Origin of the sequence: Serratia sp. 14-2641, from assembly GCF_001692375.1 — a bacterium.
In the GTDB taxonomy this organism is placed as follows: domain Bacteria; phylum Pseudomonadota; class Gammaproteobacteria; order Enterobacterales; family Enterobacteriaceae; genus Chania; species Chania fonticola_C.
Genome location: NZ_LXKR01000008.1, coordinates 97,497 through 111,998, shown reverse-complemented (window position 1 = coordinate 111,998; position 14,502 = coordinate 97,497). Strand labels below are relative to the sequence as shown.

Here is a 14,502-nt window from a genome sequence, read left to right as displayed (position 1 = left end):
GGTAGCGCAATGCAACAGATAGTTTCTTCCTGGTTCGTCCAGGGCATGATCAAAGCCACCAGCGACATGTGGCTCAAAGGCTGGGATGAACGCAACGGCGGCAACGTCAGCCTGCGGCTTTTGGCGGAAGATGTTGAGCCTTTCCGTAGCGATTTTGTGGCCGATCCGCGTTGCGTAGAGCTAACGCAACCGGCAACCGAACTGGCCAACTGCTGGTTCCTGGTCACCGGTTCAGGCAAGTTCTTCCGCAACGTGCAGTTGGCGCCGCAAGAGAATCTGGTGCTGTTGCAACTGAACCACAACGGCACCGCATACCACATCCACTGGGGGCTTTCTCAGGGAGGTTTTCCTACCTCGGAACTGGCGGCGCATTTCCAGTCGCACATCGTGCGCATGAACGTCACCTCTGGCCGTGATCGCGTCATCATGCACTGCCATGCCACCAACCTGATCGCCCTAAGCTTTGTGCAGGAATTGGACAACGCCAGCTTCACCCGCCTGTTGTGGGAAGGCAGCACCGAGTGCCTGGTGGTGTTCCCAGACGGCATAGGCATCGTTCCCTGGATGGTGCCAGGAACCGACGGCATCGGCACCCAGACCGCCGAACAGATGCAGGAACACAGCCTGGTACTGTGGCCGTTCCATGGCATTTTCGGCTCTGGCCCAACGCTGGACGACGCTTTCGGCCTGATCGACACCGCAGAAAAATCGGCCGAGATCATGGTGAAAGTGCTGTCGATGGGTGGCAAGAAGCAAACCATTTCCGGCAGCCAACTGACGGCGCTGGCCAAGCGTTTCGGCGTAACGCCACTGGCCGCCGCGCTCAAGGATTGAGACATCGGTGCCCTGCGTCCGCTACGGCGGGCGCATCACAACGGTTTCTCATTTCAGGAGCACTATCATGAGTTTCATGCTGGCATTACCGAAAATCAGTTTGCACGGCTGCGGCGCCATTGAAGATATGGTCAAGCTGCTGGCACAGAAGCAATGGGGTAAGGCGCTGATCGTCACCGACGGTCAGTTGGTTGAGCTCGGCCTGCTGGAAGGGCTATTCAGCGCCATGCAGCAGCATGCTCTGCCTTATGCCATGTTCAATGAGGTATTTCCCAACCCTACCGAAGGACTGGTGCAGCAAGGCTGGCAAGCGTTCAAACAGCAGCAGTGCGACTATCTGATTGCCTTCGGCGGCGGCAGCCCAATCGATACCGCCAAGGCGATCAAAATCCTCACCGGCAACCCTGGCCCCTCTACCGCCTATTCCGGCGTTGGCAAAGTCAAACATCCGGGCGTAGCTTTGGTGGCGATCAATACCACTGCAGGCACCGCAGCCGAGATGACCAGCAACGCGGTGATCATCGACACCCTGCGCCACGTTAAAGAAGTGATCATCGACACCAACATCATCCCTGACATCGCCGTGGACGACCCGCAGGTGATGTTGGATATTCCCGCCAGCGTGACTGCCGCCACCGGTATGGATGCGCTGACCCACGCGGTGGAAGCCTATGTTTCCGTGGGCGCTCACCCGCTGACCGATCACTCGGCGCTGGAAGCCATCCGCCTGATTAGCACCTGGCTACCTGCCGCGGTAGATGACGGCAAAAACCTGCAAGCGCGGGAAATGATGGCCTATGGGCAATACCTGGCGGGGATGGCGTTCAACAGCGCCGGGCTTGGCCTGGTGCACGCATTGGCTCACCAGCCAGGCGCGACCCACAATCTGCCGCACGGCGTTTGCAATGCCATCCTGCTGCCGGTAATCGAAGAGTTTAACCGCCCGAATGCCGTGGCTCGCTTTGCCCGTATTGCGCAGGCAATGGGGGCAGACACGCAAGGCATGAACGAAGAACAGGCCAGCCATCTGGCGATAGCCGCCATTCGCGCGCTTTCGCTGCGCGTGGGCATCCCGACAGGCTTCTCGGCCCTGGGTATCAAGGAAGCCGATATCGAAGGCTGGTTGGATAAAGCGCTGGCTGACCCATGTGCCCCTTGCAACCCACGCACGGCAGATCGCGAACAGGTTCGTGCACTGTATTTAGCCGCGCTGTGATCCTTAAGGAAACCCTATGATCCGTAAAGCTTTTGTGATGCAGGTAAACCCAGATGCACACGCCGAATACCAGCGACGTCACAGTCCGATCTGGCCAGAGCTGGAACAGGTGCTGAAGGAGCACGGCGCACACCACTATTCCATCTTCCTGGACGAAGCACGCCACCTGCTGTTTGGCTATGTGGAGATTGAGTCAGAAGAACGTTGGGATGCAGTGGCCAACACCGCCGTCTGCCAGCGCTGGTGGCAGCATATGGGCGACGTGATGCCGAGCAATCCTGATCATAGCCCGGTCAGTTCACCGCTGCGTGAAGTGTTTTATCTGGAATAATCAACAGGCGACGGTTAAACCCCGTCGCCTTATTATTAACGCCGTACTATTTTTTACTATAAATAATAAACGAGGTTCTTTGGCCGATTTTATCGTACAGCGAACGGGCAGAGGAGTTGAACTCCTGGGTCATCCAGTAAACGCGGCTTGACTCTCTCACTTCCGCCTGTTGATAAGCTTCAGTAAATAAGCTCTCCGCCACGTTTTGTCCCCGCGCGCTTTTATCAACGAACAGATCCTCAATATAGCAATAGTTTTTATCGCTCCACGTCGAGGCGTGATAAACCAAATGCATAAAGCCGAGGATCTGCCCCTGATCGTTAACGGCGACCAGGCCGACCAAATCCTGTTTTTGGCACAGGCGGATAAAGGTTTTTTCGGTAATTTCGGCGCTGACATCGGCACGATAAAAGTGCAGATATTGCTGCCACAGATGTTCCCAACCCGCTCTATCTGAAGCGATTATGTCCCTAATGGTAACGCCATTTTTAGTCATCAACATAGTCCTACCCCTGCATGTTCAAAGTGGCGCAAGTATAGGCGATGCCATAGGGCGGGGTTAATGGACCAATCCGCTATAGACACCGGACCATTTCAGCGGCTAAGTATCCATCTCATTTAAACAGCGCGTTAGCAACTGGGAAAAATGCTCAACGTTATAGGCTATCTCAATAGGATCCAGAGCCGCGAAACCCAGCAGCCAACCAGATAAGGGAATATCTGCAGTACAAAACTCGGAAAGGCTTTTCAGGGTTAAATTATACTGGGCAGCGCGATGGGCAACCTCTTGCTCAAGTTGTTTACTTTCCGCCAGGCAGAGTATTTGCAAGCCGCAGTTAGGTACAATAACCTTCACCTTTAAGCCGCAGTGCTTGTTGATCTCATTAATAAACAGCGCCGCACGGGATGAATATATTTTCTTCATCGTCAGGACATGTTCTCGGTAATGTCCCTGCATAATAAATTTTGCCAGCGTTCGCTGAGCGATCCCCGAAACCTGGCTGTCCGTATTCGCCCGCGCGGTGGTCATGGGTTTTACCAGCGCTTCTGGCAGTACCATATAAGCCACATGCAGATCCGGGAACAGGGTTTTACTGAAGGTGCCCATATAAATGGTGCGCTGATGGGGGTCTAACCCCTGCAAACAGGCCGTCGCAATGCCTTGGTAGTGGAACTCGCTGTCGTAGTCATCTTCAATGATCCACATATCCCGAAATTTTGCCGCCTCAATCAATGCCAACCGCCTGGCCAGCGAAAGCGCTCGACCGGTCGGATATTGGTTGGAAGGGGTGACATAGACAAATCTGGCATTAGCCTGCGAGCGAATGATTTCATCGGTGCAAATCCCCTGTTCATCAACGGCAATCGGGATCGGCTTGAGCTGCGCTGCCTGGAAGGCTTTAATCGCACCGGTATACCCCGGATTTTCGATAAAGACGCTATCGCCAGCATCTGCCAGGACCTGCGCACATAAAGACAGCGACTGCTGCGTACTGCTCACAATCAGAATTCGATCGGCCTGCGCCTTCACGCCCCGCTCGGCCAGCAGGAAATCGCAAATGGCCTCCCGCAGGTGAATATTGCCCTGCAAGTTGCTGCCTGCCGAGATAGACAACCCCTCTTCTTTGACGGTTTGCTGATATAACCTGAGCCAGGTATGGATCGGAAAATTGCGGGTTTCAGGCATGCCGGGGCCAAATGCCCGCTGCTGGGGCAGGTTGCCTGATTCAGGCCTGCCATTCCGTGACGATCTCCGGCTCAATGTGACCTGGCCGCCAGAGGGTGCAGCTGAATGCTCGCTAATCAGGCCCAGCAAAGGTTGCTGCCTTTGCGCAACAAAGCTTCCCCGCCCCACCTCTCTGCAGACGTATCCCTCGGTTTCCAGCGCCGTATAACAGTTCTCAATGGTTCCTCGGGATAACTGCAGTGAGGTTGCCAACGCACGGCTGGCCGGTAAACGTTGCCCCGTGATGAACTCACCCTGCTGGATCATCGTCTTGAAAGCAGCGGCCAGCGCCGTAGTTAATGAAACTTCGGGGACTGTTTGCTTGGCGAGGTTTTTTTGCAGCAAGAGAGTCTGGAGCTGCTTTTCGGTCAGGCGGTTCAAGGCGCAGCTCCACTGAGAGAAAAACATAAGGTGCAAGCGACAAACCGCCGTGTGATATTGCCATCACACGGCGTTTTACATGGGATTTGGGGATATTACGACTGAGGAGTTACTCAGATACCGTCGCCATACTCAAACCCGTGATTGGCACCGTTGAAGTACTGGTCCATATCCATCGATGGCGTATCGCTTTCCGGGCGGCCAACAATACGTGCGGGCACGCCTGCGGCGGTAGTATGTGGTGGCACGGGCTGTAGCACCACGGAACCGGCACCAATCTTGGCCCCTTTCCCTACTTCGATATTGCCGAGGATCTTAGCCCCCGCGCCAATCATCACACCTTCGCGGATTTTAGGGTGGCGATCGCCGCTGGTTTTGCCCGTCCCGCCCAGGGTTACCGACTGCAGGATAGAGACGTTATTCTCCACCACGGCGGTTTCACCGATCACAATGCCGGTGGCGTGGTCGAGCATGATGCCGCAGCCGATGGTGGCCGCCGGGTGGATATCCACCCCAAAGGCGACCGAGATTTGATTTTGCAGATAGATCGCCAATGCCTGGCGGCCCTGCATCCACAACCAATGGCCGATGCGGTACGCCTGCAAGGCATGGAAACCTTTCAGGTATAGCAACGGCGTTGAATATTTATCTACTGCGGGGTCGCGCAACCGCACCGCCAGAATATCGCGGGCCGCTGAGACGATCATTTGTGCGTCGGAACGATAGGCATCTTCCACTACCTCACGCACGGCAATCGCCGGCATGATCGGATTGGCCAGTTTGTTCGCCAGAATGTAGCTGAGCGCGCTGCCCAGATTTTCATGCTTGAGCAAGGTCGCGTGGAAAAAGCTAGCCAGCATCGGTTCACAATCTGCCAGTGCTCTCGCCTCTGATTTAATGCTGCTCCAGACCTGTTCTAACTCTTCTGACGACATCGCTTCCTCTCTGCCAAAACAGACTACCCCGCCTGATCCCGGCAGGGTAACCTAATCAAATTGTCGCGGCGCGATACATTGCTGTACCGCAGCCAAGGTCAAGCACTGTGCTTTTCGTCTTTCTTGGTGCGCCCAAGCAGAGTCAACGCTGCCTCACGGGCATTTTTATCACAGTACAGCACCTGATAGATCTGTTCGGTGATCGGCATTTCTACGCCAAAGCGCTGCGCCAGTGCCAATACCTCTTTGGTATTGCGATAGCCTTCAACCACCTGGCCGATGCTATCCTGCGCTTCCTGTACACCCTTGCCTTGCCCCAGCATAATACCGAAACGACGGTTGCGCGATTGATTATCCGTGCAGGTCAACACCAGATCGCCCAACCCAGCCATGCCCATAAAGGTGGAAGGATCGGCTCCCAATGCCGAGCCGAGACGGCTCATTTCCGCCAGGCCACGAGTGATCAATGCGGTACGCGCGTTGGCACCAAAACCGATACCGTCAGACATACCGGCACCGATGGCAATCACGTTTTTCACCGCGCCGCCCAGCTGTACCCCAATGAAATCCGGGTTGCTGTAGACGCGGAAGCTTTTGCCACAGTGCAGCAGCTGCTGTAAATCTTCGGCAAACTGCTCGTCGGTGGCTGCCAAAGCGATCGCCGTTGGCAATCCGGCCGCCAGCTCTTTGGCAAACGTTGGCCCAGAAACGACCGCCAGTGGGATGGTATCCCCCAGCGCTTCGCGAGCCACGTCTTGCAATAGCCGCCCCGTTTCTGCTTCCAGACCTTTGGTCGCCCATACGATGCGGGCATCTGGGCGCAGATGAGGTTTCAACTGACGCAATACGTCACCAAACACGTGGCTAGGCACCACCACCAGCACATCACGGCTGGCCGCTAATGCACGAGCAAGATCGGTTTCAAGCAACAGGGTATCGGGGAAAGGGACGCCGGGAAGGAACGCCTGATTGCAACGATCGCGCTGCATAATCTGGATCTGCTCGGGGTTATGCCCCCACAGCACTACCGGGTGGCCATTACGCGCCAGCGTAATGGCTAAAGCGGTGCCGTACGAGCCGGCACCGATTACAGTCATTGAAGCATTGACGGTATTCATCAGGCATCCTGATGAGGTTCAGCGCTTTCGCCTTCCGCCTGCTGCTGCAAATAGCTCATGAACAGCGCGTCAAAGTTTACCGGTGCCAGGTTCAACTGCGGGAAGGTACCGCGAGAAACCAGGCTGGTGATGCACTCACGCGCGTACGGGAACAGGATGTTCGGGCAGTATGCACCCAGGCAATGTGCCAGTTGCGTGCCTTCGATACCGGAGATGGAGAAGATACCTGCCTGCTGAACTTCACACAGGAATGCGGTTTCTTCACCCAGAGAGGCGGTAACGGTGACGCGCAGTACCACTTCGTAGACGTCGTCTGCCAGGTGGCTGGAAGCCGTATCCAGATCGAGCTTAACTTCTGGCTGCCATTCTTGCTGGAATACCTGCGGAGCGTTTGGCGCTTCGAATGAGATATCCTTGGTGTAAATGCGTTGGATCTGGAAAGCCATCTCTGTGCTGTTTTGTTCTGACATGTGTGTAATACCCTTGGTTAACTATCCTTAGAGACACTCAGTGGTTGCAATACCCACATCTTGGCAGTGGGACCGCCGCTGGTTTACAGCAGCGGATCCAGCCCACCGCGAGCATCAAGTGCATGTAAATCATCACAGCCGCCAATATGTTGGCCATCGATGAAAATCTGAGGCACGGTGGTTCGCCCACTGCGCGCAATCATTGCTTCGCGCTTGACGTTATCACCATCGATGGCAATCTCGCTAAACGCAGCTCCCTTGCTGTTCAGCAGCGCCTTGGCGCGATGACAGAACGGGCAGGTTGCCTTGGTGTAGATCTCAATGTTAGCCATGGAAACCCCTTCAATCACACTAAAATTTACTTGCCACGTGCCAACGGCAGGTTTTCCCCACTCCAGCCGGCAATGCCGTCTTTCAGGGTATAGACCTGTTCAAACCCGGCTTTGCTCAGGTTTTCTGCAGGTTCGCGTGAGGTGGTGCCATTGGCACAGACCACGATGACCGGCTGGGCCTTGTGTTTATCCAGTTCGCCGAAGCTGCCGGTTTTGATCTCGCTCGCCGTCAGGTTGATCGCGTTGGCGATATGGCCTCTGCGGAAATCATCACGGGTACGGGTATCTACTACTACCGCATCTTCTTTATTGATCAAGCGAGTAGCTTCACCGCGGGCGATCTCTTTAACCTTGGAAAAACGGCTCTTGAAGGTCATGACGATCACGGCAGCCAGCAGACCGACCCAGGCCAGACTAAGTATGGGGTGCCGGCTAACAAATTGCATAATTTCTTGCAGCATGGGGTGTAACAACTCCCGTCAGTTAAGGGAAAAATAAGTCAAGGTTTCAGAGTATACCTGCCGAATGCGTCAAATACAGCCAATAAGCAAACGGGAATGCAGAAACTGCGGAGTACACTGGAAAATTACCGTCATGACGTTGAGAAAGTCGAGGCTGTTCACCGCATCTTTGATCTCTTTGGGCTCTTTTTAGTCGGCCACATTGTAGTATCATCAGGTTCCAGAGGGTGAATAGCCATCATTCCAGTGCCAATGGGCTGATGGCTATTCACAACTTAAAACGATCATAAAGAGGTTACTGCAATGTCGAGCAAGAAAAAGCCCATGGTACTGGTGATCCTGGACGGCTACGGCCACCGGGAAGAGCAACAGGACAACGCGATCCTGAACGCCAAAACGCCGGTCATGGACCGTCTGTGGCAACAACAGCCACATACCCTGATTGCCGCTTCCGGTCTAGATGTCGGCCTGCCTGATGGCCAGATGGGTAACTCGGAAGTCGGTCACGTGAACCTCGGCGCAGGCCGCATCGTGTATCAGGACCTGACCCGCCTGGATAAAGAGATCAAAGACGGTGACTTCTTCACCAACGCAACGCTGACCAGCGCCGTCGACAAGGCCGTGAAGGCAGGTAAAGCGGTACATATCATGGGCCTGATGTCTCCTGGTGGCGTCCACAGCCATGAAGAACATATCCTGGCGATGATCAAACTGGCCGCACAACGCGGAGCCAAAACCGTTTACCTGCATGCCTTCCTGGATGGACGCGACACTCCACCGCGCAGTGCTGAAAATTCACTGAAACGTTTCAGTGACGAATTTGCCACGCTGGGTGCCGGACGTATCGCCACGGTGATCGGCCGTTACTATGCGATGGATCGTGATAATCGTTGGGACCGCGTACAGCTGGCCTACGATCTGATGACCCAGGCCAAAGGCGAATTCACCGCCGACAACGCCGTGGCCGCGCTGCAGGCTGCCTATGCCCGTGGCGAAAACGACGAGTTCGTTAAACCGACCGTGATCCAGGCAGCGGGCGAAGCCAGCGCCGAAATGAACGACGGCGACGCGTTAATCTTCATGAACTTCCGTGCCGACCGTGCGCGCCAGATCACCCGCGCCTTCGTCAATGCCGATTTCGACGGCTTCCCACGTAGCAAAGTGGTCAAGTTTGGTGATTTTGTCATGCTGACCGAATACGCCGCCGACATCAAAACCGCCTGTGCCTATCCGCCAGCCTCACTGGCCAACACCTTCGGTGAGTGGCTGATGAAGCATGACAAAACCCAACTGCGCATTTCGGAAACCGAAAAATACGCTCACGTTACCTTCTTCTATAACGGCGGCGTCGAAGAACCGTTCAAAGGTGAAGACCGTATTCTGATCAACTCGCCAAAAGTGGCCACCTACGATTTACAGCCAGAGATGAGCTCCGCCGAGCTGACCGAAAAGCTGCTGGCAGCCATCCACAGCGGTAAATATGACGCCATCATCTGTAACTACCCGAACGGCGACATGGTTGGCCACACCGGTGTCTATGATGCAGCCGTCAAAGCGGTAGAAACCCTGGATAACTGTATTGAGCAGGTAGTAGAAGCGGTGAAAGCCGTTGACGGCCAACTGCTGGTCACCGCCGATCACGGTAACGCCGAGCAAATGCGCGATCCGGCTACCGGCCAGGCGCACACCGCCCATACCAGCTTGCCAGTGCCGTTGATCTACATCGGTAAACCCGCCAAAGCGGTAGAAGGTGGCAAACTGTCCGACATCGCTCCAACCATGCTGTCACTGATGGGAATGGAAATCCCGCAAGAGATGACTGGTAAGCCGCTGTTCATCGTGGAATAATCCTTTCCCATGAGGGAGAAGGCGAATTTTGCACTATCAAGGGTAACCCGAAGCGCAAACTCAGGCAGCCAACCGCTGCCTGAACGCTCCGCGCCACGGAAGTTAACCACTATCTGCGCCAGCGTGTTTTTCGCTGGCGCATTGCTGTTGCCATTCACCGGCAACGCCGCGGAAGATAACAAATCCCAGCTCAAAGACATTCAGCAGAGCATCGCTGAAAAAGAAAAAGCGGTTAAACAACAGCAACAACAGCGCAGTTCGCTGCAAAATCAGCTCAAACTCCAGGAAAAGACCATCGCGCAAGCCAGCCGTTCGCTGCGTGATACCCAAGGTACGCTCGACATACTGAGCAAAGACATTTCCGGGCTGAACACCTCCATCGCCAAGCTTCAAAAACAGCAGTCCACCCAGCAGGAAATCCTCGCCAAACAGCTCGATGCCGCCTTCCGTCAGGGGCAACACAGCGCCTTGCAACTGGTGCTCAGCGGTGAAGAAACCCAGCGCAGTGAACGCATGCTGGCCTATTTTGGTTATCTGAACGAAGCGCGCCAGCAGTCCATTGAACAGCTCAAGCAGACCCGCAAGCAATTGGCAGAGCAAAAGAGCTCGCTGGTGGCTAAACAGGGTCAGCAGAAATCCTTGCTTGGCGAGCAGCAAACCCAGCAGCAAAAACTGGAGCAGGCGCGCATCGCCCGCAAAAAAACCCTGACCGCGTTAGAAGCCTCGTTGGAAAAAGATCAGCAGCGGCTGGTGGAACTGCGCCAGAACGAAACCCGTCTGCGCGATCAGATCGCCCGTGCCGAACGTGAAGCCCGCGCCCGAGCCGAACGCGAAGCGCGTGAAGCGGCCAAGGTGCGTGAGCAGGTCAAAGTCAAAGAACAGCAGGCGAAGAAAACCGGCACCAGCTATAAACCAAGCGAAGGTGAGCGTTCACTGATGGCGCGAACCGGCGGTTTAGGCCAGCCTGCGGGGCAAGCCGTATGGCCGGTGCGTGGCCGCATAGAGCATCGCTTTGGCGAGCAACTGCAAGGTGAGTTACGCTGGAAAGGCATGGTGATTTCCGCGGCCGAAGGCAGCGAAGTGAAAGCCATTGCCGATGGCCGCGTGCTGCTGGCCGACTGGCTGCAAGGCTATGGCCTGGTGGTCGTGGTCGAACACGGTAAGGGCGATATGAGCCTGTATGGTTACAACCAGAGCGCTTTGGTTAGCGTCGGGGCGCAGGTGCGTGCCGGTCAGCCTATTGCCCTGGTCGGTACCAGCGGTGGTCAGGGAACGCCATCGCTCTATTTCGAAATCCGTCGCCAGGGTCAGGCCGTTAACCCACAGCCGTGGTTGGGAAGATAGATTTGTACTATAGCAAAACGCGTACTGCCCTGTTGTTGAGTGCGCTGCTGTGCGTTAGCGCAGCACAGGCAGGCAAGCTCTCTATCGTGATTGATGACGTGGGTTATCGCCCACATGAAGAAAATGCCGTACTGCAAATGCCGACGGCGATCTCCGTTGCCGTGCTGCCCAATGCGCCTCACGCCCATCTGATGGCCACCAAAGCCCATAGCCAGGGGCGCGAAGTGCTGATCCACATGCCCATGGCTCCGCTCAGCAAACAGCCGCTGGAGCGCGATACCTTACAACCCGCCATGAGCAGTGAAGAAGTGCAACGTATCATCCGTAATGCGGTGAATAACGTGCCTTTTGCGGTGGGTATGAATAACCATATGGGCAGCGCCATGACCTCCAGCCTACCGGGCATGCAAAAGGTCATGCAGGCGCTGGAAAGCTACCATCTCTATTTTCTCGACAGCATGACCATCGGCAACAGCCAGGCCACGCATGCGGCAGCGGGCACCGGCGTGAAGGTGATCAAACGCAAGGTGTTCCTCGACGATACGGCCAACCCGGACGATATCCGCCGCCAGTTTAATCGTGCCGTCGAATTGGCGCGCCGCAACGGATCGGCCATCGCCATCGGCCATCCGCGCCCGGCAACGGTAAAAGTGCTGCAACAGATGCTGGCTACGCTGCCCTCCGACATCGTACTGGTGAAACCCAGCTCGCTGCTCAATGAACCGCAGCAGAGCGCAAGCGGCTATGTGCCGCCATCCAAGCCACACAAACCGCAGCCGAAAAATCCGTTCATCGGAGGCATCAAGCAGTGCAAAGTTAAATTGCCGAAGGAAGGCATGAATGCCAGCCATGCGCTGGGCATCATTGCAGAAAGCGTGGCGCAGTCACCGGTCGTGGTGGTGATCAAACGCCATTGGCAGCACTGGATGGGGTCAGAGCCAACCAAGCCATAAGATAAAAGGCGGGGCTTACGCTCCGCCTTTCATTAATGATGTAGCCAAGGGGCACCGTATGCCGTGCCCGCTTAGCCAATCACATCAATCCCAGCTCAGCACCACTTTCCCCGACTGCCCGGAACGCATGGCGTCAAAGCCCTGCTGGAACTCGTCAATCGAGAAACGGTGGGTGATAATCGGCGTCAGATCCAGACCGGATTGGATTAGGGCCGCCATCTTGTACCAGGTTTCGAACATTTCGCGGCCGTAGATCCCTTTGATAAACAGCCCCTTGAAGATCACCTGGGTCCAGTCAATCGACATATCCGAAGGTGGGATCCCCAGCATCGCAATACGGCCGCCGTGGTTCATGGCATTGAGCAACGAACGGAACGCCGGTGGCGCGCCGGACATTTCCAGGCCCACGTCAAACCCTTCGGTCATGCCCAACTCGGCCATCACGTCCGTCAGGTTTTCTTTGCTGACGTTTACCGCACGGGTCACGCCCATCTTGCGCGCCAGCTCCAGGCGATATTCGTTCACGTCGGTGATCACCACGTGGCGTGCACCAACGTGTTTACATACCGCAGCGGCCATAATGCCGATCGGGCCTGCACCAGACACCAGCACGTCTTCCCCAACCAGATCGAAGGAAAGCGCGGTATGCACGGCGTTGCCAAACGGGTCAAAGATCGAGGCCAGTTCGTCCGAGATATTGTCCGGGATTTTGAAAGCGTTAAACGCCGGGATCACCAGATATTCGGCAAATGATCCTGGGCGGTTTACGCCCACGCCGGTGGTGTTGCGGCACAGATGCGTACGGCCACCGCGGCAGTTACGGCAGTGGCCACAGGTGATGTGCCCTTCGCCAGAAACGCGATCGCCGATGCTGAAACCTTTGACTTCCTGGCCGATGGCGACCACTTCGCCCACATATTCGTGGCCCACGACCATCGGTACCGGAATGGTTTTCTGCGACCATTCGTCCCAGTTATAGATATGCACATCAGTACCGCAGATAGCGGTTTTGCGGATCTTAATCATGACATCGTTGTGGCCCAGCTCAGGCTGAGGCACATCGGTCATCCAAATACCTTCTTCCGCTTTCAGTTTTGCTAATGCTTTCATCGAATTACCTTATGCAATAACGCCAAGCGTCTTACCGATGCGGATAAACGCCTCAACGGCACGTTCAATCTGCTCCGGTGAGTGATCGGCTGACATCTGGGTGCGGATACGTGCCTGACCTTTTGGCACCACCGGGTAGAAGAAACCAGTAACGTAGATGCCTTCCTTAAGCAGTGCGTTGGCGAAATCCTGCGCCAGTTTTGCTTCACCCAACATCACCGGGATGATGGCGTGATCGGCCCCGGCAAGCGTAAAGCCCGCTGCGGTCATTTTTTCGCGGAACAGGCTGGCATTGGCCCACAGGCGATCGCGCAGGGCGTCCCCATCTTCGAGCAGTTCCAACACTTTGATCGAGGCTGCCACAATGGCCGGAGCCAGCGAGTTGGAGAACAGATAAGGGCGTGAACGCTGACGCAACCACTCCACCACCTCTTTTTTGCCAGCGGTATAGCCGCCGGAAGCGCCGCCCAACGCCTTACCCAAAGTGCCGGTGATGATATCGACGCGGTCCATCACTTCGCAGTATTCGTGCGTCCCGCGCCCGTTAGCGCCGACAAACCCCACCGCGTGGGAATCATCGACCATCACCAGCGCATCGTATTGGTCCGCCAGATCGCACACGCCCTTCAGGTTGGCGATCACGCCGTCCATGGAGAACACCCCGTCGGTAGCGATCATGATGTGGCGGGCACCGTCTGCCTTGGCCTGCTGCAGTTGCTCGGCCAGTTGGCCCATATCGTTGTTGGCATAGCGGTAGCGCTTGGCCTTGCACAGGCGCACGCCGTCAATGATTGAGGCATGGTTCAGCGCGTCTGAAATAATGGCGTCTTCCGGGCCCAACAGGGTTTCAAACAGGCCACCGTTGGCGTCAAAACAAGAGGAGTAGAGGATCGCATCTTCCATTCCCAGGAAATCGGCCAACTTTTGTTCCAGTTGCTTATGGTTATCCTGTGTACCACAGATAAAACGCACCGACGCCATGCCGAAGCCGTGGCTGTCCATCCCGGCCTTTGCCGCCGCGATCAGCTCCGGGTGGTTAGCTAGCCCGAGATAGTTATTGGCGCAGAAGTTGATCACCTGGCGACCATCGGCCACCGAGATATCGGCCTGCTGGGCAGAAGTGATAATGCGCTCTTGTTTAAACAGCCCTTCGGCGCGAGTGGTAGCAAGCTGCTGTTCCAGCTGCTGGTAAAAAGACGCAGACATTCGGTCATCTCCAGGATAGGGGCATTTTCGGCATATTTTACTGCTTTGCCAGCAAACTGACGACATTCCACCGCAGAGAATCTGAAAATTGCAGCAGATATCACGGCAAACCGGCGCATCATGTAACGGCACGGGATATTAAGAGCCGTACCGATGTTCCCAATGGCATGAAATGCTATTATAGGCAGCATATAGGGTGGGGCATTGTGCACCACCGGGAAGAACACAGGGGTAAAC

15 protein-coding genes are annotated in these 14,502 nt (G+C 55.8%); 6 read left to right on the top strand and 9 right to left on the bottom strand.

All coding sequences use genetic code 11. The annotated features are described in order from the left end of the window. The first annotated feature begins 9 nt into the window (after window positions 1–9). The 3 genes from rhaD (at window position 10) to rhaM (ending at window position 2,381) form a co-directional block, all read left to right on the top strand. Window positions 10–834, top strand: coding sequence for a rhamnulose-1-phosphate aldolase (rhaD, locus tag A6U95_RS05385; RefSeq protein WP_065683752.1), 825 nt, complete (start codon window positions 10–12; stop codon window positions 832–834). 67 nt (window positions 835–901) lie between these two features. After that, a complete protein-coding gene (fucO, locus tag A6U95_RS05380; protein WP_065683751.1) occupies window positions 902–2,050 on the top strand; it encodes a lactaldehyde reductase in 1,149 nt (382 codons plus the stop codon). Between the two features lie 16 nt (window positions 2,051–2,066). Further along, a complete protein-coding gene (gene rhaM, locus A6U95_RS05375) occupies window positions 2,067–2,381 on the top strand; it encodes an L-rhamnose mutarotase (protein ID WP_024527890.1) in 315 nt (104 codons plus the stop codon). 46 nt (window positions 2,382–2,427) lie between these two features. Here the strand turns inward: rhaM and A6U95_RS05370 are convergent, their stop codons facing one another. The 7 genes from A6U95_RS05370 to A6U95_RS05340 all read right to left on the bottom strand — a co-directional run bounded on the left by A6U95_RS05370 (window position 2,428) and on the right by A6U95_RS05340 (window position 7,804). Next, window positions 2,428–2,883, bottom strand: coding sequence for a GNAT family N-acetyltransferase (locus tag A6U95_RS05370; RefSeq protein WP_024527889.1), 456 nt, complete (start codon window positions 2,881–2,883; stop codon window positions 2,428–2,430). Window positions 2,884–2,982: 99 nt separating this feature from the next. Continuing rightward, window positions 2,983–4,488, bottom strand: coding sequence for a PLP-dependent aminotransferase family protein (locus A6U95_RS05365; protein ID WP_158006198.1), 1,506 nt, complete (start codon window positions 4,486–4,488; stop codon window positions 2,983–2,985). A gap of 113 nt (window positions 4,489–4,601) precedes the next feature. Continuing rightward, a complete protein-coding gene (cysE, locus tag A6U95_RS05360) occupies window positions 4,602–5,423 on the bottom strand; it encodes a serine O-acetyltransferase (RefSeq protein WP_021181867.1) in 822 nt (273 codons plus the stop codon). A 98-nt stretch (window positions 5,424–5,521) separates the two neighbouring features. Continuing rightward, entirely contained in the window at window positions 5,522–6,541 is a 1,020-nt protein-coding gene (gene gpsA, locus A6U95_RS05355) for an NAD(P)H-dependent glycerol-3-phosphate dehydrogenase (RefSeq protein WP_024482901.1), read from the bottom strand. Continuing rightward, the gene (gene secB, locus A6U95_RS05350; protein WP_021181865.1) at window positions 6,541–7,011 is read right to left on the bottom strand and encodes a protein-export chaperone SecB; all 471 of its coding nucleotides are present in this window, start codon (window positions 7,009–7,011) and stop codon (window positions 6,541–6,543) included. Before secB ends, gpsA begins: the two co-directional genes overlap by 1 nt. Window positions 7,012–7,094: 83 nt before the next feature. Next, entirely contained in the window at window positions 7,095–7,343 is a 249-nt protein-coding gene (gene grxC / locus A6U95_RS05345) for a glutaredoxin 3 (protein WP_024482902.1), read from the bottom strand. 26 nt (window positions 7,344–7,369) lie between these two features. Next, complete coding sequence (locus A6U95_RS05340) at window positions 7,370–7,804, bottom strand: rhodanese-like domain-containing protein (RefSeq protein ID WP_021807259.1); 435 nt, start codon at window positions 7,802–7,804, stop codon at window positions 7,370–7,372. 303 nt (window positions 7,805–8,107) lie between these two features. Here A6U95_RS05340 and gpmM point away from each other — a divergent pair, with 303 nt between their 5' ends. The 3 genes from gpmM to A6U95_RS05325 are packed head-to-tail and all read left to right on the top strand — an operon-like array spanning window position 8,108 to window position 11,949. Beyond that, on the top strand, window positions 8,108–9,652 hold the full coding sequence (gene gpmM, locus A6U95_RS05335; RefSeq protein ID WP_065683750.1) for a 2,3-bisphosphoglycerate-independent phosphoglycerate mutase: 1,545 nt from the start codon (window positions 8,108–8,110) through the stop codon (window positions 9,650–9,652). Between the two features lie 9 nt (window positions 9,653–9,661). Next, the gene (gene envC / locus A6U95_RS05330; RefSeq protein ID WP_024527886.1) at window positions 9,662–10,996 is read left to right on the top strand and encodes a murein hydrolase activator EnvC; all 1,335 of its coding nucleotides are present in this window, start codon (window positions 9,662–9,664) and stop codon (window positions 10,994–10,996) included. 2 nt (window positions 10,997–10,998) lie between these two features. Further along, the gene (locus A6U95_RS05325; protein ID WP_065683749.1) at window positions 10,999–11,949 is read left to right on the top strand and encodes a divergent polysaccharide deacetylase family protein; all 951 of its coding nucleotides are present in this window, start codon (window positions 10,999–11,001) and stop codon (window positions 11,947–11,949) included. 84 nt (window positions 11,950–12,033) lie between these two features. On the opposite strand, the gene tdh is transcribed toward A6U95_RS05325, so the two are convergent. Both tdh and kbl read right to left on the bottom strand, forming a co-directional pair. Continuing rightward, entirely contained in the window at window positions 12,034–13,059 is a 1,026-nt protein-coding gene (gene tdh, locus A6U95_RS05320; protein ID WP_021181859.1) for an L-threonine 3-dehydrogenase, read from the bottom strand. A 9-nt stretch (window positions 13,060–13,068) separates the two neighbouring features. After that, entirely contained in the window at window positions 13,069–14,265 is a 1,197-nt protein-coding gene (gene kbl, locus A6U95_RS05315) for a glycine C-acetyltransferase (RefSeq protein ID WP_024527884.1), read from the bottom strand. Between the last annotated feature and the right edge of the window lie 237 nt (window positions 14,266–14,502).